Genomic DNA, 20026 nt, shown 5'->3' on the forward strand with positions numbered 1-20026 from the left:
CCTCGTCCCTACGTCGTTTGTCGGGGGTCGTCGGCCGGGTTGTGGGGGGGATTGTAGACGGCGGGGGGGAGCCCCCGCCCCCCCCCCTCCCCCCCGGGGCCCGTCACCACGCGTCACCGCCCGCCACCGGGGCGTGCGCGCGGCGTCAGTGCGTCGGCGGGTAGCTCACCACGTCCACCGGGACCGTCGCCGAGCCCTGCGCCGCCGCGCCGTAGTCGTTGATGACGTGGTCGATCACGCCGTCTCCGTTGAGCGAGACGGTCAGCAGGTCGTGGAACCGTACGCCCGGCCGTTCGGGCACCTCGAAGCTGTGGGCGTTGTGGATCGTCGGGTCCACGTTGAAGAAGCAGTAGCTGCCAAGACCCCAGCCCTCGTGGTGCCGGACCGAATCCGCCACCTTGTACGCGGCCCAGCCCGCGACGCCGTGATGCCCGTAGGCGGCCTGATTCGGCGGGTCGTACGGCAACTCGTTCTGGAACATGACCGTCCGGCCGTGGTCGCCGTTCCAGATGACGTTGTACTTCTGGTAGTGCTCCACGAACAGGCCGGTGGCCAGGACGTGGTCACCGTTGACGACCACGCCGGTCTCCGCGGTGTTCACCGTCCAGCCGACGCCCGTACCGTGGTCCGCGCGCCAGGCCCAGATGTGGTCGAGCAGCACATTGTCGCTGTTGACGACCAGGCTCGTGGTGGCCTTGCCCGCGCCCGCGCCGCCGATCCGGAAGAACACGTCCTGGAGCGAGGTCGGGTCGCGCGGGTCCGTACGGCCGCCGCGCCTGCTGCCGACCTCCAGCAGGGCGGGGGAGTTGGTCTTGCCCGCGTCGAAGAGCAGCCCCGCGACGCGGACGCCCTTGACGTCCGCGACCGTCATCGGCACCGCTCCGCCGACCGGCGTGAGGGTGGGGAAGCCCAGGCCGAGCACCACCGTGCCCGACCACTTGACCTTGATGGACTCCGCCAGCCGGTAGACGCCCGGCGTCAGGAGCAGGTGCTTGCCCTGCGCCAGCGCGCGGTTGATGGCGCGCACCGAGTCCGTGGGCTTGGCGATGAAGAACCGGTCGATGGGCACCGAGGTGCCCTCGGTCGTACCGCCGGACCAGGACGCGCCGACCGCGTCGTGCCGCAGCGACGGCAGGAACACCCGGTAACGGCCCGCCGAGTCGACGTACAGGAAGGGCTTCTCGCGGCTGAGCGGGCTGGTGGCCAGCGTCGTGTACGGCGGGTCGGGGAAGGACTGCTCGGGGGCGCCGACGACACCCGCGAAGACCTGGTTCCACACGCCGTTGGACCAGGAGCCGACCGAGCTGTCCCGCGTCAGCCACTGCTGCTGCGAGGCGTTGATCACCTGCCCGTCCACCACCGAGTCGGCGATGAAGCCGCCGCTGGAGTAACCGCCCTGCCGGGGGAAGAGGAAGAGCTGGCCGCGGATGTGCACCCGGCGCAGCGGCGCGGCCTGCGACACCGCCCACCAGTTGATGCCGTCGGTCGGGTTGACCGCCAGATTCTCCGCCGAGCGCCAGAAGTTGGTGAGCGCGCTGTCGCCGCCGCCCGGCTGCGCCTGCCCCTCGACGCGCACCGCGCCGTTGATGGTCACGTCGTCGGGCGACAGCCCGAGGCCCGCGACCGAGGTGTAGTAGCCGAGTTGTGCGTCGACGTCGTACGTGCCCGGCTTGAAGAGGAAGGCGTAGCGCTGCGTGCCGAATTCGTTGGCGACCTGTACGGCGGTGGCCGCGTCCAGCGCGGCCTGGATGTCGGCGGCGGGCATGCTCGGGTCGAAGACGGTGACGTTCGGGCCGAAGTCGGGTTCCGTGGACGGCGAGTGGCCGCCGGGGGAGTGCGCGCCGGCCGACCGCGCCGCGGCGGGGGTCGCGGCACCCGCCAACGGCACCACACCGGCGAAAGCGGCCGTGGCGATCAGCGAACGGCGGCTCAGACCGCCGCGCTCCCCGGATGTGTGCTGCGACTGCGATGGCGCCTGCGGCTGCTGCGAGTTGGGAAGTGCACTGTCTGCGGCCCTGAACGAAGACATGAGCTACGACCACCTTCTGACGGCGAGGGGGGAATTGAGAGCGCTCTCTTGGAGACGTACCCTCGCGGGCCGCGCGACTGGGTGTCAAGCACGAAGAGAGCGCTCTCTCGCAGCGAATCGGCTGGTGACTCCACCGGGTTCACCAGCACACCACTGGCCTCAGGAGTGCTGCCTCGGCCACCGGCGGACGGGTCGTCAGACGGTCGCGAGCGAGATCTCCGTCGACTTGATCAGGGCGGTGACGGCGGTGCCCTGGGCGAGTCGGAGGTCGACGGCCGCGTCCTTGGTGATCGCGGAGGTCAACTCGCCGCCCTCGACGGAGATCTTCACCGCGGCCATCGCGCCGCCCGTGGCGATGTCTGTGACGGTGCCCGGCAGTTGATTGCGGATGCTGAGCCCCGAGACCGGGCCCGTGGCAAGGGAGACCTCGGTGGACTTCACCAGGGCGCGGACCGCCGTGCCCTCGGCGAGGCCGAGTTCGTCCGCCGCCTCCAGGGTGATCGCGGCGGTGATGTCCTGGCCGCCGTCCAGCCGTACCTTGACGGTCGCCATCACCTCGCCGGGGGTCACGGACGCGACGGTGCCGGGAAGTTGGTTGCGGATGCTCAGGCTCATGGGGATACGCCTCGATCGCCGTATGGAATGTCGGATTTGCCGGGTGCGGCTCTGGCACTCTAACCGGGCGCCGTACGCGCGCCGGGGCGCGAACCGGCACGGCGCGTCCGCCGTGTCGCCGCCGCCTGCCGCCCACCCCCGTGTCGCCCGCCTCTGGCGTCCGCCGGAGTCCATTGAGGGGCCGCCGTGTCGCCGCCCGTGGTGTGCGGAGCCGGGTGGCGGGCTGCGCTTATTGTCTTCCCCATGCAGTCCTACACGATCGGCCAGGCCGCGCGGCTCCTGGGCGTCAGCCCCGACACGGTCCGCCGCTGGGCGGACGGCGGCCGGGTCGCCACCCACCGCGACGACAACGGCCGCAGGCTCATCGACGGCCGCGACCTGGCCGCGTTCTCCGTCGAGATCGCGCAGTCCGACAGCGCGGACGAGGACGCCTCGTACACCTCGGTCCGCAACGCCTTCCCCGGCATCGTCACCGCCGTGAAGCTCGGCGACGTCGCTGCCCAGGTGGAGATCCAGGCCGGGCCGCACCGGCTGGTGTCCCTGCTGACCCGCGAGGCCGTCGAGGAACTGGGCCTGGAGGTCGGGATGCAGGCCACCGCCCGCGTGAAGTCCACGAACGTGCACATCGACCGGGTCTGATCCGCCGCGCCTTCGTCCGCGCCACCGTCGCGCCTCAGCGTGTCGTCGCGCCCGCTGGTGTCAGCCCGCCCACCGTCCCGAGGTGAAGGCGACCGTGAGGACGGTGGCCAGCGGCGCGGCGACGCACACGTACGCCGCGGTCAGCCAGGGGCGTCGTACGCTCCAGGCGGCCAGCCCCGTCCACAGCGGCCACCACAGCAGTGAGGCGCGCGGCACGGACATGTACCAGTACGAGGTGCCCAGCGCCCACAGGCTGAGCCCGAGGTAGACGGCCTCCGGCCAGCGGCGCCGCTTGAGCAGCAGGCAGAGCAGCGCCAGACCGACCGCCATGGCGACGAGTTCGAACTGGAACAGCAGCGCGTACGGCGTGGCCTGCGTGTGGTCGAAGGCGCCGTCCCAGGTGTGCCGCCACGCCTGCCACGGCGAGTGGAACGTCCGGTACCAGCCGCGTTCCTCCGCGTGCTTCCAGGCCATCCAGTCGCCGGTGCGCGCGTGCAGATACCAGGCGTAGACGAGCGCGGGCAGCGCGGAGAGCGCCGGCCAGTGCAGCAGCCGCAGCCGTTTGGTCAGCGGCCCCGAGGTCAGGAGCTGGACGACGAGCGCGGCGCCGAGGAACAGACCGCTGATCCGGACGGTGGTCGCGGCGGCGGCCAGCGCGGCGGCGAGCGGCCAGTTCCCGCGCTTGGCGGCCAGCCAGCAGGGCAGCGCGAAGGCGAGGAACAGCGCCTCGGTGTACCCGGCGGCGAGGAAGACCGCGCAGGGGGAGAGCAGCAGGAAGAGCACGGCGCGCGATCCGGTGCCGTTCCCGTCGTCCGGGAGCCGGTCCGCGCCGCGCCCGGCTACGGACGTACGCGCGGACCGGCCGTCCAGCGCGGCGATCCGGGCCAGCGACAGCACGGCGACGGCCCCCGCCACGAACGAGATCAGCAGCCCCGCGGCGGTCCAGTCGCGTATCAGCAGGTGCACGGCGCGCAGCAGCAGCGGGAAGCCGGGGAAGAACGCCTCGCGGTTGTCGGGCGTGGCCGCGCCGCTGCCGAGAACGGCTCCCTGCACCGGCGCCGGGAAGTAGCCGTCGCGCGCGACGTGCAGGTAGTAGCCCCAGTCCCACTGCTCCCAGCGGGACATCATCGAGGGCGCCCGCTGTGCCTTGCCGTCGCCGGTGAACAGCCGCCCCGTGCAGTACGCGGTCGTCCAGACGCCGACCCGCGTGAGCGCGTACAGCCAGAGCACGGCGCGGTCGGTGGGGCCGAGGCGGGGGAGCGGCAGACGCCCCGGGAGCCGGTGGCGGAGCGGGACGGTACGGTCCGGCGGCTCGGACGGTACGGGGCGGGGCGCGGTCGCGGGCGGGGAGAAGGCGCTCTTGGGCATGGTCGTGCTCCTGAGGGGGCTGCCACGGACCGCTCGGGCGACGCGTGGGCGACGACGTACAGGTGGCGGTTCCGGGCATGCCGGACTGCCCGGCCGGCCGGTGCGGCCGGGGCGGGGTGCGACGGGGGGGAGTGCTTAGCGGGCTGTCGTCATGTGGACCGTGCCGGTCGGCGGGTAGGTGCGGACCGGGTAGTCGGAGGTCGCGGTCGACGACGGGAGGCCGTTCGGGCCGGTGGTGGCGGGCCCCGGGCTCGTGGCGGGCGGGACGGCGCCGCCGTCACCGGGCAGCAGCGTGACCAGCGACGCGGTCGTACCGCCGATCAGGACGCAGGCCACCGCGGCGACCGTCGCGAGCCGCTGCCTCCGCTTGCGGTCGCCGCGGGCGCGGACGACGGTCGGGGGCGCGGGCGTCGCCGCGCGGCGACCGTCCGCCGCGGCGTTCTTGAACGCGGACCTCAAGCGCTCCTCGTGGGTATCAGGCACCAGGGGGCTCCTCTGCGTGCGGTTCCGGCAGATGCTGGGCGAGCGTGGCCCGGCCCCTGACCAGGTGCGTCTTGACGGTGCTGCTGGACACACCGGTCTCCGCGGCGATCTGGTCGACGGACAGGTCGCACACGTAGTGCAGGGTGACGCTCCGCCGCTGTCCTGGCGGCAGTTCGCGCAGCGCGGAGACCAGGGCGACCGTGCCGGGGCCCGGTTCCTCGACGGACGGCGGGCCGCCGTACCGCTGCCACGCCTCCTCCGAGCGCCGACGGCCGCGCCAGCGGCTGACCGCGAGCCGCCAGGCGACCGTACGGATCCAGCCCTCCGGGTTGCCGTCCCTCGCGAGCTGCCGCCGTCGGCTCCAGCCCCTGACGAACGCTTCCTGCACCACGTCCTGCGCCTCCGGCAGATCGCCGAGCATCACATAGAGCTGACCGGTGAGCCGTCTGACCGCGTGGGCGTAGAACTCTTCGAACTCCTCAGCGGTCAACAACAGCTCCCAGTTCTCTTCGGCCTCATCACGCATACGCCTGGGGCCGGACGTCCGGTCGACATCCACGGGAGAGAATCTGCTGTGACGGCCGCCACATGAGGTGGCGGCGCGCCGTGGCCGCTACTCCGCGGCGGGCGACTCGGCGCGTTCCTTGAGGCCGCGGGCCTCCATCTCCAGGTACCTGCGGGTCAGGCCGCCCGCCACCAGGCCGACCAGGCCGGACAGCGCGCCGCGCTGGGTGAGCACCAGGGTGAGGCGGGTGCCGTCGCCCTCCGGCTCGACCAGGTGGTCGCCGCTCGTGGTCACTCCGGGAACCGCGGACCGCCATGAGAACCGGGAACCCTCGTCCAGCGCCGTGACCGTCCACACCGCCTTGCGCAACTTGGGCTGCTCGACCGCGAACCGGCGCCCGACGGCGACGACGTGGTCCGCGCTCCCGCTCCGGCTCGCGCCGTCCGCGTCGAGCGGGCGGACGGAGGTCATGGACGCTGTGAGAGCGGGCCAGTCCTCGACGGCGACGAGCACCTCCCAGACGCATGCGACGGGAGCGTCGACGATGATCGAGGTCTGGTAGGTCGGCACAGGGACTCTCCCTCGCGGTCGCGTGGCTCCGGCAGGAGACAGACTCCCACGCGCCCCTCGTACCCCGCCGGGTAGCATGGCGGTCTGCGGCGCTCCCCGGAGCACCGCGCGGCGGTGGGGCCCGCCGTACCCGAACCACGGCGACACAGCCGTCAACGGTCCCTACTTGCGACGCGCGCACGCCAAGCTTGGGCGTGCCCGGTGAGTAGGAGACGAAAGTGGCAGAAGTCCGGCCCGTGACGCCCGACGAACCCGTGGACCCCGACATCGATCTGCACGACCCGGCACAGCGCGAAGCGTCGCGCGAGGGCCAGGCCCCGGTCGTCGCCGTGGTCGCGGTCGGCGGCGCGGTCGGCGCGTGCGCCCGCTACGGGGCCGCGCTGCTCTGGCCGACGGCCTCCGGCACCTTCCCGTGGACGACGCTGACCGTCAACGTCGTCGGCTGCGCGGTCATCGGTGTCTTCATGGTGCTGATCACCGACGTCTGGAACACGCACCGTCTGGTGCGGCCCTTCTTCGGCACCGGCGTGCTCGGCGGCTTCACCACCTTCTCCACCTACGCCACCGACATCCGGGCCCTGATCGACGGCGGGCAGGCCCGTACCGCGCTCGCGTATCTGGCGCTCACGCTGCTCGCCGCCCTCGCCGCGGTGTGGCTGGCGGCGGCCGCGACCCGGCACGTGGTGCTCGGGCGGCTCGCGGACCGGGCCGAGCGGGCCGACGAGGCGGAGGCGCGATGAACTGGCTGCTGGTCATCGTCGGGGCCATGGTCGGCGCTCCGATGCGCTACCTCACCGACCGCTCGGTCCAGAGCCGGCACGACAGCCTCTTCCCCTGGGGCACCTTCACCGTCAACGTCGTCGGCTGTCTCGTCCTCGGCGTCGTGACCGGCGCGGTCACCGAGGGCGCCGCCTCGTCCCAGGTCCAGGTGCTGCTGGGCACCGGCCTGTGCGGCGCCCTCACCACCTACTCGACCTTCTCCTACGAGACGCTGCGGCTGGCCGAGAGCGGCGCCCGCTTCTTTGCCGCGGCCAACGCGGTGGCGAGCGTGGCGGCCGGGCTCGGCGCGGCCTTCGCCGGTACGGCGCTGGCGCAGGCGTTCTGGGGCTGAGCCGCGGGGTTCGTCAGCGCGCCGACAGCACGCTCATCAAGTGACGTACGGCGCGGGGCAGTTGGGCGCCGAACCGCTTCGTGTCGACATGGGGCGGGGGTTCGGGTGAGCCGTCCGCGTCCGTCGGGCGCTCGCCCGCGCCGATCCACTCCTCGGTGGCGCCGACCTCGATCGAGAACACGGCGCCGCCGTGCAGGACGTCCACGGTCTGGCTCGTGGAGTCACCGGTGAGAAAGGCGCGGTCGCCGAGGCCGGTGACCGGCCTGCTCGTCCGCGGGTCGTGGACCATGACCACGCCGCTGCCGGCGGCCGGCTCGGCCGGGTCGGCGTCCCGCGCCTTCAGTCCGTCCTCGAACTCCGTCCGGGGGTCGGTCTTCTTGTGCAGGTCGACGCTGACCGAGATGGTGTACGAGGTGATCCAGTCGTCGTTCTCCGACGTGTTGCCGACCAGGCGGCACGCGATGTGGTCGAGCGTCCTGCCGACGTTCATCGGTCCGGGGATCTCGCTCATCGAGGACAGGCCGATCATGTCCACGAGGGGCTGGAGCGCCGCCACGGTGCACGGATCCGCGAGGCGGTATCCGTGCAGGTCGGGCGGGGCCGTACGGCCGTAGTCGGCACCCCGCAGCGCGCCGGCCCAGGCCGCCGACGCGACGACGGCCCCGGCGAGCGCCCAGACCCAGGGCCCGCGCCGCCGGCGCACACCGGACAGCCGTCCGCCGCGCGGCTCCCGCGGCCGGTCGTCGTCGCCGATGACATCGACGGGCCGGTCGTCGCCCGACCCGTCCGTCAGCTCGGGCTCGGTGATCACGCCGCCCCCCTCGTCGCGTTGGGGCCACCCTATTGCGGGGGCACGGCGCGCGGACGGGGGACGGGCGTGATCCGGTCAGCGGTCCAGGTACGACAGGAGTTCCCGCGCGGCCGGTCCTGGCCGGTCGTCGTCGGGCAGGGCGACGGAGACCGGCCAGCCCGGGTCCTCGGCGCCGGTGATCGGCACGGCGCACAGCGACGCGGCCGACTCCTTGCGGGCGATGGGGCGCGGGACGACCGCGATGCCGAGCCCGTAGCGGACCAGGTCGATCACCGTGTGCACGTCGTACACCTCGAGGGCGACCTGGCGGGAGGTGCCGCAGGCGGCGAAGGCCCGGTCGGTGAGCTGCCGGGCGCCCCAGTCGGCGTGGAAGTCCACGAAGGTCTCGCCGTCGAGGTCCGCCCACTTCACCTGCGGCTCGCCCGCCAGCCGGTGGCCGGGGTCGCAGAGCAGCACCATCGGCTCGGTGGTCAGCGGCAGCAGGCGTACGCCCTCGGGCGGCGCTCCCGGCAGGGTCACGAAGGCGACGTCGAGATGGCCGTCGGCCACGTCGCCAGCGAGCACGGTCGAGCCCGCCTGGCGCAGCCGGACCTCGACATTGGGGTGCCGGGCGCGGAAGCGGGCCAGCAGGTCGCCGATGTCGATGGTCACGCACTGCTCGATGCCGACCGAGAGAGTGCCGCGCAGCAGCCCCTGCACCGCGGCCACGGCCTCCCGCGCGGCGCGGGCGCCGGCCAGCGTACGGGTCGCCTCCACGAGCAACGCCCGCCCGGCGCCGGTGAGTTCGACGCTGCGTGTGGTGCGGACGAACAGCGGCGAGCCCAGCTCGCGCTCCAGCGCGCGCACCGAGGCGGACAGCCCGGACTGGGAGACCAGCATGCGCTGGGCGGCCCGGGTGAAGTGCCGCTCCTCGGCGACCGCCACGAAGTATTCGAGCTGGCGCAGTTCCATGATTCAGCACTCTAGCTGCTGAATCGAGCCCCATTGTTCCAAGCCCGGACGGAAGGCGGCGGTCGCGGCCTGTGGCCGCCTGGGGCGGGAGGGGCGGTCCGTGCGGGGGTGACGAATGCCACCCGCCACCCTTGACGTGCTCGGAAGGCGACGGCATTCTTCCATCATTCGGTATTCAGTTACCGAGGAGTGGAATCAAGCGGAGGAGTGCGCGATGACCGCCGTCCCGGCCGACGCGGACCGGCCCACGCCCAAGGCGCCAGGGCTCGCGGCCCGGCTGCGCGCCTCCATCGGCGCGGAGAAGGTCCTCACCGACCCCGCCCAACTGCGCACCTACGAATGCGACGGCCTGACCAACTTCCGGGTACGGCCCGCCGTCGTCGTCCTCGCCGAGCACCGCGACGACGTCGTGGCGGCGGTGCGGCTGTGCGCCGAGGCCGGAGTCCCGTTCGTCGCCCGCGGCTCCGGTACCGGGCTGTCCGGCGGCGCCGTCCCCGTCGCCGACGGCGTCCTCATCGTGCTGTCCAGGCTCCGCCGGATCGTCTCCGTCGACCCCGACAACGCCCGCGTCGTCGTCGAGCCCGGCGTGATCAACCTGTCGGTCACCCGCGAGGCCGCCCCCTACGGCCAGGCGTACGCGCCCGACCCGTCATCGCAGCAGGTCTGTTCCATCGGCGGGAACGTCGCGGAGAACGCGGGCGGCGCGCACTGCCTCAAGTACGGCTTCACCGTCAACCACGTCATGGGCGCCGAAGTCGTCCTGCCCGACGGCGAGGTGGTGCACCTCGGGGGCACCGCGCCCGAACACCCGGGCCTCGACCTGCTCGGCGCGTTCGTCGGCAGCGAGGGCACGCTCGGCGTCGCCACCGAGGTCACCGTCCGCACCATCCAGGCGCCCGAATCCGTGCAGACCATGCTCGTCGGCTTCCACACCGTGGAGGACGCGGCCGGAGCCGTCAGCGACATCATCGCGGCGGGCATCCTGCCCGCGGCCATCGAGATGATGGACGCCCTCGCCATCGAGGCGGCCGAGGCCGCGGTCAACTGCGGTTACCCGCAGGGCGCGGTCGCCGTCCTCGTCATCGAACTCGACGGCCCCCACGTCGAGGTGGACGAACAATTCGTCCAGGTCGAGCAACTGGCCGCCGCGCGAAACGCGTTCGAGACCCGCATCGCCCGCGACGCCGCCGAGCGCGCCCTGATGTGGAAGGGCCGCAAGTCCGCCTTCGCGGCCGTCGGCCGGATCAGTCCCGCCTACTACGTCCAGGACGGCGTCATCCCGCGCACCCGGCTGCCCGAGATCCTCACCGAGGTCGGCCGCCTCGCCGAGCGCGCCGGGATCCGCGTCGCCAACGTCTTCCACGCGGGCGACGGCAATCTGCACCCCCTCATCCTCTTCGACGACACCGTCCCCGGCGCCGCGCACGCCGCCGAGGAGCTGGGCTTCGCCATCCTCGACCTGTGCGTCGAGGCGGGCGGCTCCATCACCGGGGAACACGGCGTCGGCCTGGAGAAGAAGTCGCGGATGACCCGGCAGTTCACGGACGAGGACCTGGACACCATGCAACTCGTCCGCTGCGCCTTCGACCCCGACAACATCGCCAACCCCGGCAAGCAGTTCCCGACCCCGCGGCTATGCGGGGAGCGCCCCGGCGTCCGCACCGCCGCCGACACGCACGACCCGGCGCTGGGCGAGGTGTTCTGAGATGACCGCACCGCACCGCGCGCGTCCGGACACCGCGCAGGCGGGGGCCGTACGGTCCGAGACTGTCGAACCCGTGGCCGCCGCCGAGGTCGCCGAACCCGCGACCGCAGCGGAGACCGTCGAACCCGCGACCGCAGCGGAGACCGTCGAACCCGCGACCGCCGCCGAGGTCGCCGAGATCCTGCGGAGCACCACCGGCACCGTCGTCCCGGTCGGCGGCGGTACGAAGACCGGCTGGGCCGCCCCTGCCACCTCCTGCGACCTGCTGCTGCGCACCGCGGGACTGGGCCGGGTCGTGGAGTACGCGCCCGGCGACCTCGTGGTCGTCGCCGAGGCCGGGGTGCCACTGGCCGACCTGCAACGACAGCTCGCGGAACACGGCCAGAGGCTCGCCCTCGACCCGCCGGAAGCGGGCGCCACGCTCGGCGGGATCGTCAGCGCCAACGCCTCGGGGCCGCGCCGACTGCGCTACGGCACCGCCCGCGACCTGCTCATCGGCGTCACCGTCGCCCTGGCCGACGGCACGCTCGCGCGATCGGGCGGCAAGGTCGTCAAGAACGTGGCCGGATACGACCTCGGCAAGCTCTACACCGGAGCGCACGGCGGCCTCGGCGTCCTGGTCTCCACGACCTGGCGCCTCCACCCGCTGCCACCGGTCACCGGCGCGGTCACCGTGCCCGTACAGGACAGCGCCGAAGCGGGCAGGTACGCCGCGCTGCTCGCCCGCTCCACGCTCACCCCCACCGCCGTCGAACTCAACTGGTCTTCGCGGGCGGGGGAGTTGACCGTGCTCTTCGAGAGCAGCGCCGCTTCCGTACGCGCCCAGTCGCGCGCCGCGATCGCGTTGCTGGGGGCGGGGGCGCACGCGGACGAGGTCCCCGACTGGTTCGGAGCGCGGCCGACCGGCGGCCTCGTCCTGCGGCTTGCCCACGAACCCTTCGCGCTGCCCCGCGTGCTCGACGCCCTCCCGGACGGCGCTTCGGGCACCGCGTCGGCCTGCACGGGAGTGGCGTACATGGCGGTGCCCACCGACACCGACCTCGCGGCGCTGCGGGCGTCGATCGCCCCGTACGACGGCTCCGCGGTGGTGATCGCCGCCGACGACGCGCGCGACGCGCTCGACCACTGGGGGCCGGTCGCCGACTCGTTCGACCTGATGACGCGAGTCAAGGACCGCTTCGACCCGGAGCGGCGTCTGTCGCCCGGCCGACTGCTCGGAGGACTCTAGATGGCCGCGGACACCCCCAACGGGCCCCTTCCGCACGGGAATTCGGCGGACACGTCCAAGGATGCCTCCCAGGACGCCTCCAAGGGCTCCTCCAACGGGTCGCTCCCGGACGGGGGTTCAACGGGCGCCTCCAACGGGTCGCTCCCGCCACGGGGTTCGGGGGAGCCCCCGGTCCCGGTGCCGCCCGTACTCGGTGTGTCCGTCGCGCCCAGCGCGGGCGCCGCCACCGTCGCCCTCGGCATGCCGGGCAGCGCGCCGCCGCCCGGCAGCGCCTTCGACGCCCACCACCCGCCGGACGCGGCGCTCGTCGGGGACTGCGTGCACTGCGGCTTCTGCCTGCCCACCTGCCCGACGTATGTGCTGTGGGGCGAGGAGATGGACAGCCCGCGCGGGCGCATCGACATCATGAAGGCCGGACTCGAAGGCGACGCTTTCGACGCCGGCAGCGTGCGTCACCTCGACCAGTGCCTCGGCTGCATGGCGTGCGTGACGGCCTGCCCGTCCGGCGTGCAGTACGACAAGCTCATTGAGAGCACCCGCGCCCAGCTCGAACGCCGGGTCCAACGGCCGCGCGCCGAACGGCTGTTGCGCGCCCTGATCTACGGCCTGTTCCCCTACCCCCGCCGTCTGCGCGCCCTGCGCGGACCGCTGCGCGTCTACCAGGCGAGCGGTCTCGGGCGGCTGCTCGCCCGCGGCGGAGTGCTGCGACGGCTGCCGCGCCCTCTCCAGGCCATGGAGTCGCTGGCCCCCAGGCTCGGCCATGTCGACAAGCTGCCGGAACACACCCCCGCCGTCGGCGCACGCCGCCGTACCGTCGGCCTGCTCACCGGCTGCGTCCAGGGGACCTTCTTCCCCGATGTGAACGCCGCGACCGTACGCGTCCTGGCCGCCGAGGGCTGCGACGTGGTCGTACCGCGACGTCAGAGCTGCTGCGGCGCGCTGTCCGCGCACGCGGGCCGGGCCCCCGAGGCGGAGGGCTTCGCGAAGTCCGTCATCGAGACGTTCGAGGCGGCCGGGGTGGAGACCGTCGTGGTGAACGCCGCGGGCTGCGGGTCCAACCTCAAGGAGTACGGCCACCAGTTGCGCGACGAGCCCGACTGGGCGCGGCGCGCGGAGGCGCTGGCCGCCAAGGTCAAGGACATCACCGAACTCCTCGACGAATTGGGCCCGGTGGCCCCCAGGCACCCGCTCCCCATGACCGTCGCCTACCAGGACGCCTGCCACCTGGCGCACGCGCAGGCCGTACGCGACCAGCCGCGCCGACTGCTGAGGGCTGTTCCCGGCCTGGAGACAAGGGAGTTGGCGGAGGCCGAGATCTGCTGCGGCAGCGCGGGCACGTACAACCTGCTGCACGCGGAACCCGCACGCGAACTCGGCGAACGCAAGGCCAAGGCGGTCCTGGCGACCGGCGCGGACATCATGGTCACCGCGAACCCCGGCTGCTGGATGCAGGTCGCCACCACGTTGGCCCGCATGGGCGAGCGGCTGCCCGTCGCCCACACCGTGCAGGTGCTCGACGCCTCGATCCGGGGTGTCCCCGTCGACCGGCTCCTGGCCCGGGCACTCGAAGGACCCGGCACCGTCATCTCCTACGCCACCCCCGGGACCCGCGCCACGCGGCGGAGCTCCGGTGAGGCGGAACCGCCCGGGCGCGCCCCGGTCGGCCGATGACGCGTTGACATGCGGTGACGCCCGGAGTTCACTGGCCAGTACGGCGTAGGGCGGTACGCGGCGCGCCTTCGGCACGCCACAGCCTTCAGCTTCCACCGATCTCATGGTGTTCGGGTGGGCGTCGGCACGACACCACGGCCCGGATCACGACCCCGCACGGCAGAGAGAAGTGGCACTTCACATGATGTATGACGCCGAACGCGCACGGCAGCCCGCGACCGGGGCGGAGAATCCGGCGTTCACCGAACGGTGGGCCAAGCGCGAGTCCCGGCCCGAGCCGCTGCTGCCGCAAAAGGAGCGCGACGACTCCGCGGCGCTCCTCCAGCGGGCCGCGGGCTCCTTCGGCGAGAGTCCGCGCCAGGCGCTGGACGAGGCCGACCAGGCCCTCGACGCGGCCAGCGGCCACCTCGCCGAGGTGCTGGCCGAGCGGCTGCGCGTCCTGCGCGCCCGCTGGCAGGAAGCAGACGGCGTCCCGGACGGCGCCGTGGGCCTGCTGCGCGACTACCGCGAACTCACCGAGCGCCTGCTGCGCCTCTGACCGAGGGCCCGAGGGCCGCGCGAAGCCCGCTGGCGGAGAGCGATTCTCCGGCCCGGCGGGCTTTTGTCGTGACCCCGATCACACCTCGACGCCGGGCGTCCGGCCGGAGCACCGCGCCGTTTCCGCTGCTCAGACGAATATTTGCCGGACGGCAATAATCTTCGGCATATGAGGTGTGCGTGCGGGACGGGCGGGCACGCGACGGTGTGAGTAAGCGTCACTGACTATCGGATGACACAACGTCACTACCGCGAATCGGGACGGAAATTGCGATAAAGGAGCCGCGACATGAGTGACAATATCTGGGGCTACGAGCAGACCTCCGGCCACACGGCGGGAACCGACCTGATCGGATACAAGGTCGAGGCGACCGACGGCCACATCGGAAAGGTCGACAAGCACTCCGATGACGTCGACTCCGCATATCTGGTGGTCGACACGGGTGTGTGGATTTTCGGCAAGCACGTACTGCTCCCGGCCGGCACCGTGAGGTCGATCGACGCGGCGGACCAGAAGATCTTCGTCGAGCTGACGAAGGAGCAGATCAAGAACTCCCCTGAGTTCGACAAGGACAAGCACGTCGGCGACGCCGGATACCACCAGCAGGTGGGCGAGTACTACGGCAGCCACCGTAACCGCTGACACAGCGAGCGGCAGGGAAATATGGGGCCGCCCCGGCACTCGCCGGGGCGGCCTTTTCCCGTGGGCGCGTGAATTCCGTGGGAGCGGGAAATGCCCCCCGGGGGGTGTGTCACCGCACGGGCATCTCACGCCGGCATGTCACGGGCATCTCACGGGCGCCTCACGACGGCGGAGCCGTCCCGGTGTACGGCCGCAACGGAAGCGGCCGGTCCAGCAGGAAGGCCACGAGCGCCGACTCGTAGACCGCGGGCCGGTCGATCGCGATGGCGTGCCCGGCGCCGGGCACGTACACCAGGGTCGCGTCGGGAAGTGTGCGCTTGTAGTCGTAGGTGACCTCCCACTTCTTGTAGTCGCACTCGCCGCGCATGATGAGCGTCGGTATGCGCGCCGTGCGCAGCCGGGGACGCGGGTCCGGCAGGTGCTTGGCGTCGTCGATGGTGAACTGGTTGACGTAGAAGCCCGTGCGGTTGTCCGGGAGCCGCGCCGGGGGCCGGCCGGGGCACTGGACGGCGGGCAGTGACGTGGTGAGGATCTCCCGGAAGCGCTGGTCGGCCTCCCGGTCGCCGACCAGGTGGTGCGCCGCGTCGGGGTTGACCGACTGGAGCAGGGCCATGGCGATCATCCGGGGAGTGTTGGTCAGCTCGTCGACCCGCTTCCTGGCCTCCGGCGTCAGCCGGTCCCACAGCTCACCGGTCTCGCCGTCGGGGAAGGCCCCGTACCAGAGCACGCCCGGCGAGCTGAGGACGGCCTTGGCCACCCGGTCGGGATGCGCGGCCATGTAGTGGGCGGCGAGCGAGCCGCCCCAGGACTGGCCGACCAAGATGATCTTCTCCGCGCCTATCGTCCGGCGGATGGCGTCCAGATCCGCCACCTGCCGGGCGACGGTGTACTGCGTCACGTCGCGCAGCCTGCTGGAGCGTCCCGAGCCGACCTGGTCGTACGCGTAGACGTCGAAGCCGTCGGCGGCCAGCGCGCGGCCCGCCTGCGAGATGTCGTCATTGGCGGTGCCCGGACCGCCGTGCAGGAAGATCACCGGTGCGGGCCTGGCCGTGCCCGTGGCCGCCGCCTCGCGGTACGCGATCCGGGAGCCGGTCGGCAGCGCCCAGAAACGCACGTCCGGCGGCACCTTCCCGTCCGCGGGCCGCGGCATCGGCCGCAGGACGGTCGCCCCCGACAGCGCCGCGGCCACCACGGCGAGCACGGTGGCGGAGATCACCGCGGCCCGGCGCCGACGGGCGACGCCGAACAGTACGAAGCCGGGCCACGCCACGAGGAAGGTGACGCCGAACAGGACGGCGAGGGCCGCCGCCACCAGGAGCGGGACGGAAGCGGTGGCCGCGCCCGCGCCGATGAAACCGGCCACGGCCGCGGCGAGCCCGAGAACCGCGGCCACCAGAAGGAGCAGGACGCCAGCGGTGCGGCGTAGGAGTGTCTGTGCCATGTCGGAAACCCTATGAGCGCCCCTGGCCGCGTTCCTCCTGCTCAGGGGCCGGATCGACAGGGGGGCGCGACGGCCGGACGGCGGGGACCGACCCCGCCGTCCGGCGGGGTCGGCGTACGCCCGGCCGGATCAGCCCCGACTCGTACGCGGCGATGGTGGCGTGGACGCGGTCGCGTACGCCCAACTTGCCCAGGACGACGGCGACATGGTCCTTGACGGTGGCCGCGCTGATGCCGAGCGCCTCGGCGATCTCCGCGTTCGTCCCGCCGCGCGCCACCTGGACGAGCACCTCGGTCTCCCGGGGCGTGAGCGCGGCCAGCGGCGCCGCGTCGTCGGGACCCGGCGCGGACGTGAAACGGTCGATCAGACGGCGGGTGATGCCGGGGTCCAGCAGGGCGTCCCCCGCGGCGACGACCCGGACCGCGTCGATGACGCGCTCGGGTTCGGCGTCCTTGAGCAGGAACCCCGCGGCCCCGGCCCGCAGCGCGGCGAACACGTACTCGTCCAGGCCGAAGGTCGTCAGCACCAGGACGCGGGTCTGCGGCACGTCGGCGGTGATGCGCGCGGCGGCGGCGATGCCGTCGAGCCTCGGCATGCGGATGTCCACCACCGCCACGTCGGGGCGCAGTTCGGCGGCGAGGGCCACGGCGGCCTCCCCGTCGGCGCACTGGCCGACGACGCTCAGATCGGCCTCGGCGTCGAGCACCGCGGCGATACCGGCCCGCACCACGGCCTGGTCGTCCGCGACCGTCACCCGGATCATGCCGGCACCACCTCGGGAAGCCATACGCGGACCGTGCCGTCGCCGGTCGTCGCGAGCGTACCGCCGACGGCGTCGGCCATCGCGTGCAGCCGCCGCAGCGACGGTCCGGCCGGGGGTCGGCGATGGACGACGACCTCGACCCCGTCGGCCGCGTAGTGCACGGTGACCCGCGCCTCGTCGGACATCAGCGCCTCCGCCGACCGGTAGGCGGCGACCTCCATCGCGGCCGGAAGCGACCGCACGCGCCCGGTCAGCCGGGCCGTCGCGCGGTGCCTGGCGGCCAGGGCGGCGATGCCCGCCACCGTGGGCGGCGGTACGTCGTCGTCGGCGTCGAGCGGTTCGCGGACCTCGGTCAGCAGCTCACGCAGCGCCCGCAGGCCGCCGCGCGCCTCGGCCAGCACCTGTGGCAGGTCGGCGGCGTCGGCCGCGGCCACCATGGCCGCCACCGGGCGGCGCGCCGTATCGCGCAGTTCGGCGGACAGCCGCAGCCGTTCGGCCCGCGCCGCCTCGGCCGCCGCCCGGTTCAGCGCCGCTCGCCGGGCGCTCTCGCTGTCGGCTCCGGTGCGGCGGCGCCCGCAGGACCGGACCCCGCACGCCCAGACGGCCGCCGCGGGCACCGCTGCCAGCGCGCCGAACACCGCCCAGCCCAGCGCGACCCGCCGCACGTCCTCGCTGACCATGGCCAGCCCCGCCACCGCGGCGACGCCGAGCACCGCGGGCCAGGTACGCCGCGCGCCCGGTGCGGTCGGCGCGCGGGCCGCGACCGAGTACAGCAGCACCAGATCGCCCCACCAGCACCACAGCAGCAAGTCCGTGGTGTGCGGCGCGGTGACGCCCAGCCGGTCGCAACCGAGCCACAGCAGCACCACGGCCGAGGCCGCCAGCAGGCCGCTTCGCGGTGCCGTACGCCGCCGGGCGAGCGGCAGCGCGTGCAGGACGAGCAGGGCGAGGAGCGCGATGTGGCCGGTGGCCCCGGCGCCGCCGGGGAAGACGTCGGGGCCGCCGCCGGGCAGCAGACCGGCGCCCAGCGGAACCGCCAGGGCGAGCAGGGCGAGGGCCGCGTCCAGTGCCGCGGGGCCGCGCCGACCGGACCTGGAACGGGCGCTTTCTCGTACGGCGGTCGGCCCGGCCGCCAGCGGCAGCCGCGCGCTGACCCGCCACCCCGTGCCCACCGGGCCCGCCGTCAGCCGCCCGCCGTCGGCCGCGACCGCCTCGGCCAGCGCGGTCAGGCCGCTGCCGCTGCCGAGGTCGGCGGCCGCGAGCGCGCCGCCGCTGTCCCGCACATGGACGACGAGGTCGCCGCGTTCGACGGCCAGCCGCACCTCCACCGTCGCTCCGGCCGCGTACCGGACGGTGTTCGTCAGCGCCTCACGGACGACGCGGAAGGCCAGCGAGGCCGTGGCGGGCTCCACCGCGGGCTCCAGGGTGGCGACCGTGCGGGTGTAGCGGACGCCGGGGAAGGCCGCCACCAGGGCGTCGACCTCCTCCAGGCGGCGGGGCACCGCGAGCGCGTCGGCCAGCGCGTCGAGTTCGAGGAGCGCCAGCCGTCCCTCGTGGCCCGCGTGCCGGGTGGCCTCCGCCATCAGGTCCTCACGTCCGAGCCTCAGCGCGGCGGCGGCCGACACCGTGACACCCGTCAGCCGGTGCGCCACCACGTCGTGCAACTCGGCCGCGAAACCCCGGCGTTCACCGCGCGCGGTGTGCCGGAGCAGGTCGGGCGCCCGCCGGGCGTACTCCTCCCGCGCGGAACCGAGAGCCCGGCGCCATCGGCGGGACCGGCCCCGTACCCATACGGCCGCCGCGCCCGCACAGGCCAGCAGGGCGCCTGCCGCCACGATCCGCGGCTGCGCGCCGTGCCACAGCACGAGGCAGCCGACGGTCAGGGGGGCGAGGAGCGCCCCGAGCGCCGACGCGCCCGCGGTACGGCGCAGGGCCAGTGAGTACAGCGCGACGAGCACCGCCGGAACGGTCACCGGCGCCCAGGCCAGGACCCGCGAGACATCCGCGCCCACCACGGCGGCGACCGCGGCGGCCAGGGCGGCGGCCGGGGCGGCACGCCGGACCGCCATCGCACCGAGGGCGACCGCGACGGCCGCCGCGGCCAGCGCCGTACGGGCCGGACCGGGCGACGCGTCCCGCCCCAGCGCCGCCACAGCCCACCAGAGCGCTTGAAGGACAGCCAGGATCCCCGGCACCAGACGCGCCGAGCGCTCGCGATGCTCTCCCATGGCCCGGAGATTACCGGCCGGGCGACGCCCAGAGCGGAGGGTTCGGGCCCGTACGACGCCACGCGGCGCGGACGCGCGGCGAGCCTTCCGCCGATGCCGATCAGGTGCTTGGCGCCGCAGCGGTCGCAGATGCCGCCGTCTTCGGGTGCGGCTGGGCGGTCGAAGCGAGGGGCGTGCCCTCAGGCAGGAAGAGTGCCTGTGCGGGTGATCTCCCTGCCACGCGTCAGAAGAGCGGTGGCTCGCCGCGGGCACTGCGGCAGACGAACCAGGAGCGGATCACGGCCCTGCTGCTCGCCCGCGGGCCGCCGCACCGCGCGGGTCGGCCCGCCACGCGGGCGTGTCCCGGACGACGGCCGCCACGATCGTCAGCGGTCTGATGGCCCGTGTCCGGGCGTCGAGTCCGACGCGGCGCGCCCGGACGGACTCGACGGGCGGGTCCTCGAACGGCTGGCGGTCGACCCCTCGCGGCCGTGGTCGTCGGCATGAACCACACCTTCGACGGTGTCCGGGGCACCTCGGCGAATGGTCCACCGGGAAGATCGCGGGCGAGGGTGCGCGGCTGAATTCGGGGTCCGGCCGCGCGGAGCGGATCGCCGCCGGGTCGGCATCCTTCGACGGATGCTGAACGACCACGGCCCGCGCCGACGCGGCGCCGCCGTCGCCCTGATCGAGATCGCCCGACCTGGCCGCCGCCCTCAGCCGGGTCGACGTGCGCGAGGCCACGGCCC

General features: G+C 73.6%; 19 protein-coding genes. 8 read left to right on the top strand and 11 right to left on the bottom strand.

Annotation, left to right across the window (positions count from 1 at the left end; translation table 11 throughout):
• Positions 1–145 precede the first annotated feature (145 nt).
• Positions 146–2029 (bottom strand): coagulation factor 5/8 type domain-containing protein, encoded by a 1884-nt coding sequence (locus tag ACZ37P_RS32150; RefSeq protein ID WP_467349876.1) that lies wholly within the window; start codon positions 2027–2029, stop codon positions 146–148.
• 195 nt (positions 2030–2224) lie between these two features.
• Entirely contained in the window at positions 2225–2644 is a 420-nt protein-coding gene (locus ACZ37P_RS32155; protein WP_355335071.1) for a TOBE domain-containing protein, read from the bottom strand.
• Between the two features lie 243 nt (positions 2645–2887).
• Between ACZ37P_RS32155 and ACZ37P_RS32160 the strand changes: the two genes are divergently transcribed.
• Positions 2888–3283, top strand: coding sequence for a TOBE domain-containing protein (locus tag ACZ37P_RS32160; RefSeq protein ID WP_188283203.1), 396 nt, complete (start codon positions 2888–2890; stop codon positions 3281–3283).
• Between the two features lie 60 nt (positions 3284–3343).
• Here the strand turns inward: ACZ37P_RS32160 and ACZ37P_RS32165 are convergent, their stop codons facing one another.
• From ACZ37P_RS32165 to ACZ37P_RS32180, 4 genes are all read right to left on the bottom strand, one after another.
• The gene (locus ACZ37P_RS32165) at positions 3344–4651 is read right to left on the bottom strand and encodes a mannosyltransferase family protein (protein WP_467349878.1); all 1308 of its coding nucleotides are present in this window, start codon (positions 4649–4651) and stop codon (positions 3344–3346) included.
• Positions 4652–4786: 135 nt separating this feature from the next.
• A complete protein-coding gene (locus ACZ37P_RS32170) occupies positions 4787–5134 on the bottom strand; it encodes a hypothetical protein (protein WP_391047884.1) in 348 nt (115 codons plus the stop codon).
• On the bottom strand, positions 5127–5660 hold the full coding sequence (locus ACZ37P_RS32175; RefSeq protein WP_355335065.1) for a SigE family RNA polymerase sigma factor: 534 nt from the start codon (positions 5658–5660) through the stop codon (positions 5127–5129). Before ACZ37P_RS32175 ends, ACZ37P_RS32170 begins: the two co-directional genes overlap by 8 nt.
• An 87-nt stretch (positions 5661–5747) precedes the next feature.
• Positions 5748–6209 (bottom strand): SRPBCC family protein, encoded by a 462-nt coding sequence (locus tag ACZ37P_RS32180; protein ID WP_467349880.1) that lies wholly within the window; start codon positions 6207–6209, stop codon positions 5748–5750.
• A gap of 218 nt (positions 6210–6427) precedes the next feature.
• On the opposite strand from ACZ37P_RS32180, the gene crcB (ACZ37P_RS32185) reads away from it, so the two are divergent.
• Entirely contained in the window at positions 6428–6949 is a 522-nt protein-coding gene (crcB, locus tag ACZ37P_RS32185; RefSeq protein ID WP_467349882.1) for a fluoride efflux transporter CrcB, read from the top strand.
• Positions 6946–7320 (top strand): fluoride efflux transporter CrcB, encoded by a 375-nt coding sequence (gene crcB, locus ACZ37P_RS32190; protein ID WP_355335058.1) that lies wholly within the window; start codon positions 6946–6948, stop codon positions 7318–7320. Before crcB (ACZ37P_RS32185) ends, crcB (ACZ37P_RS32190) begins: the two co-directional genes overlap by 4 nt.
• A 13-nt stretch (positions 7321–7333) precedes the next feature.
• Here the strand turns inward: crcB (ACZ37P_RS32190) and ACZ37P_RS32195 are convergent, their stop codons facing one another.
• A complete protein-coding gene (locus ACZ37P_RS32195) occupies positions 7334–8131 on the bottom strand; it encodes a hypothetical protein (protein WP_467349883.1) in 798 nt (265 codons plus the stop codon).
• 75 nt (positions 8132–8206) lie between these two features.
• The gene (locus ACZ37P_RS32200; RefSeq protein ID WP_467349884.1) at positions 8207–9082 is read right to left on the bottom strand and encodes a LysR family transcriptional regulator; all 876 of its coding nucleotides are present in this window, start codon (positions 9080–9082) and stop codon (positions 8207–8209) included.
• A gap of 214 nt (positions 9083–9296) precedes the next feature.
• On the opposite strand from ACZ37P_RS32200, the gene ACZ37P_RS32205 reads away from it, so the two are divergent.
• The 5 genes from ACZ37P_RS32205 to ACZ37P_RS32225 all read left to right on the top strand — a co-directional run bounded on the left by ACZ37P_RS32205 (position 9297) and on the right by ACZ37P_RS32225 (position 14866).
• A complete protein-coding gene (locus ACZ37P_RS32205) occupies positions 9297–10787 on the top strand; it encodes an FAD-linked oxidase C-terminal domain-containing protein (RefSeq protein ID WP_467349886.1) in 1491 nt (496 codons plus the stop codon).
• Position 10788: 1 nt separating this feature from the next.
• Entirely contained in the window at positions 10789–12015 is a 1227-nt protein-coding gene (locus ACZ37P_RS32210; RefSeq protein WP_467349887.1) for an FAD-binding oxidoreductase, read from the top strand.
• The gene (locus ACZ37P_RS32215) at positions 12016–13686 is read left to right on the top strand and encodes a (Fe-S)-binding protein (RefSeq protein ID WP_467349889.1); all 1671 of its coding nucleotides are present in this window, start codon (positions 12016–12018) and stop codon (positions 13684–13686) included.
• 181 nt (positions 13687–13867) lie between these two features.
• Complete coding sequence (locus ACZ37P_RS32220) at positions 13868–14224, top strand: hypothetical protein (protein ID WP_467349891.1); 357 nt, start codon at positions 13868–13870, stop codon at positions 14222–14224.
• Positions 14225–14512: 288 nt separating this feature from the next.
• A complete protein-coding gene (locus ACZ37P_RS32225; RefSeq protein WP_355335039.1) occupies positions 14513–14866 on the top strand; it encodes a PRC-barrel domain-containing protein in 354 nt (117 codons plus the stop codon).
• 160 nt (positions 14867–15026) lie between these two features.
• Here the strand turns inward: ACZ37P_RS32225 and ACZ37P_RS32230 are convergent, their stop codons facing one another.
• The 3 genes from ACZ37P_RS32230 to ACZ37P_RS32240 are packed head-to-tail and all read right to left on the bottom strand — an operon-like array spanning position 15027 to position 19298.
• A complete protein-coding gene (locus tag ACZ37P_RS32230; protein WP_467349893.1) occupies positions 15027–16307 on the bottom strand; it encodes an alpha/beta hydrolase in 1281 nt (426 codons plus the stop codon).
• 10 nt (positions 16308–16317) lie between these two features.
• Positions 16318–17070 (bottom strand): response regulator transcription factor, encoded by a 753-nt coding sequence (locus tag ACZ37P_RS32235; RefSeq protein ID WP_391162682.1) that lies wholly within the window; start codon positions 17068–17070, stop codon positions 16318–16320.
• Positions 17067–19298 carry a sensor histidine kinase gene (locus ACZ37P_RS32240; RefSeq protein WP_467349895.1) on the bottom strand — a complete coding sequence of 744 codons (2232 nt, stop codon included), beginning with the start codon at positions 19296–19298 and terminating at the stop codon, positions 17067–17069. Before ACZ37P_RS32240 ends, ACZ37P_RS32235 begins: the two co-directional genes overlap by 4 nt.
• Positions 19299–20026: the final 728 nt, after the last annotated feature.

This window comes from Streptomyces sp. NPDC024632 (genome assembly GCF_055559175.1).

What these genes read in the sequence shown, in the direction of transcription:
- ACZ37P_RS32150 (WP_467349876.1), bottom strand. Translation starts at nt 2,029, where the DNA reads ATGTCTTCGTTCAGGGCCGCAGACAGTGCACTTCCCAACTCGCAGCAG.
- ACZ37P_RS32155 (WP_355335071.1), bottom strand. Translation starts at nt 2,644, where the DNA reads ATGAGCCTGAGCATCCGCAACCAACTTCCCGGCACCGTCGCGTCCGTG.
- ACZ37P_RS32160 (WP_188283203.1), top strand. Translation starts at nt 2,888, where the DNA reads ATGCAGTCCTACACGATCGGCCAGGCCGCGCGGCTCCTGGGCGTCAGC.
- ACZ37P_RS32165 (WP_467349878.1), bottom strand. Translation starts at nt 4,651, where the DNA reads ATGCCCAAGAGCGCCTTCTCCCCGCCCGCGACCGCGCCCCGCCCCGTA.
- ACZ37P_RS32175 (WP_355335065.1), bottom strand. Translation starts at nt 5,660, where the DNA reads ATGCGTGATGAGGCCGAAGAGAACTGGGAGCTGTTGTTGACCGCTGAG.
- crcB (WP_355335058.1), top strand. Translation starts at nt 6,946, where the DNA reads ATGAACTGGCTGCTGGTCATCGTCGGGGCCATGGTCGGCGCTCCGATG.
- ACZ37P_RS32200 (WP_467349884.1), bottom strand. Translation starts at nt 9,082, where the DNA reads ATGGAACTGCGCCAGCTCGAATACTTCGTGGCGGTCGCCGAGGAGCGG.
- ACZ37P_RS32205 (WP_467349886.1), top strand. Translation starts at nt 9,297, where the DNA reads ATGACCGCCGTCCCGGCCGACGCGGACCGGCCCACGCCCAAGGCGCCA.
- ACZ37P_RS32210 (WP_467349887.1), top strand. Translation starts at nt 10,789, where the DNA reads ATGACCGCACCGCACCGCGCGCGTCCGGACACCGCGCAGGCGGGGGCC.
- ACZ37P_RS32215 (WP_467349889.1), top strand. Translation starts at nt 12,016, where the DNA reads ATGGCCGCGGACACCCCCAACGGGCCCCTTCCGCACGGGAATTCGGCG.
- ACZ37P_RS32220 (WP_467349891.1), top strand. Translation starts at nt 13,868, where the DNA reads ATGATGTATGACGCCGAACGCGCACGGCAGCCCGCGACCGGGGCGGAG.
- ACZ37P_RS32225 (WP_355335039.1), top strand. Translation starts at nt 14,513, where the DNA reads ATGAGTGACAATATCTGGGGCTACGAGCAGACCTCCGGCCACACGGCG.
- ACZ37P_RS32230 (WP_467349893.1), bottom strand. Translation starts at nt 16,307, where the DNA reads ATGGCACAGACACTCCTACGCCGCACCGCTGGCGTCCTGCTCCTTCTG.
- ACZ37P_RS32235 (WP_391162682.1), bottom strand. Translation starts at nt 17,070, where the DNA reads ATGATCCGGGTGACGGTCGCGGACGACCAGGCCGTGGTGCGGGCCGGT.
- ACZ37P_RS32240 (WP_467349895.1), bottom strand. Translation starts at nt 19,298, where the DNA reads ATGGGAGAGCATCGCGAGCGCTCGGCGCGTCTGGTGCCGGGGATCCTG.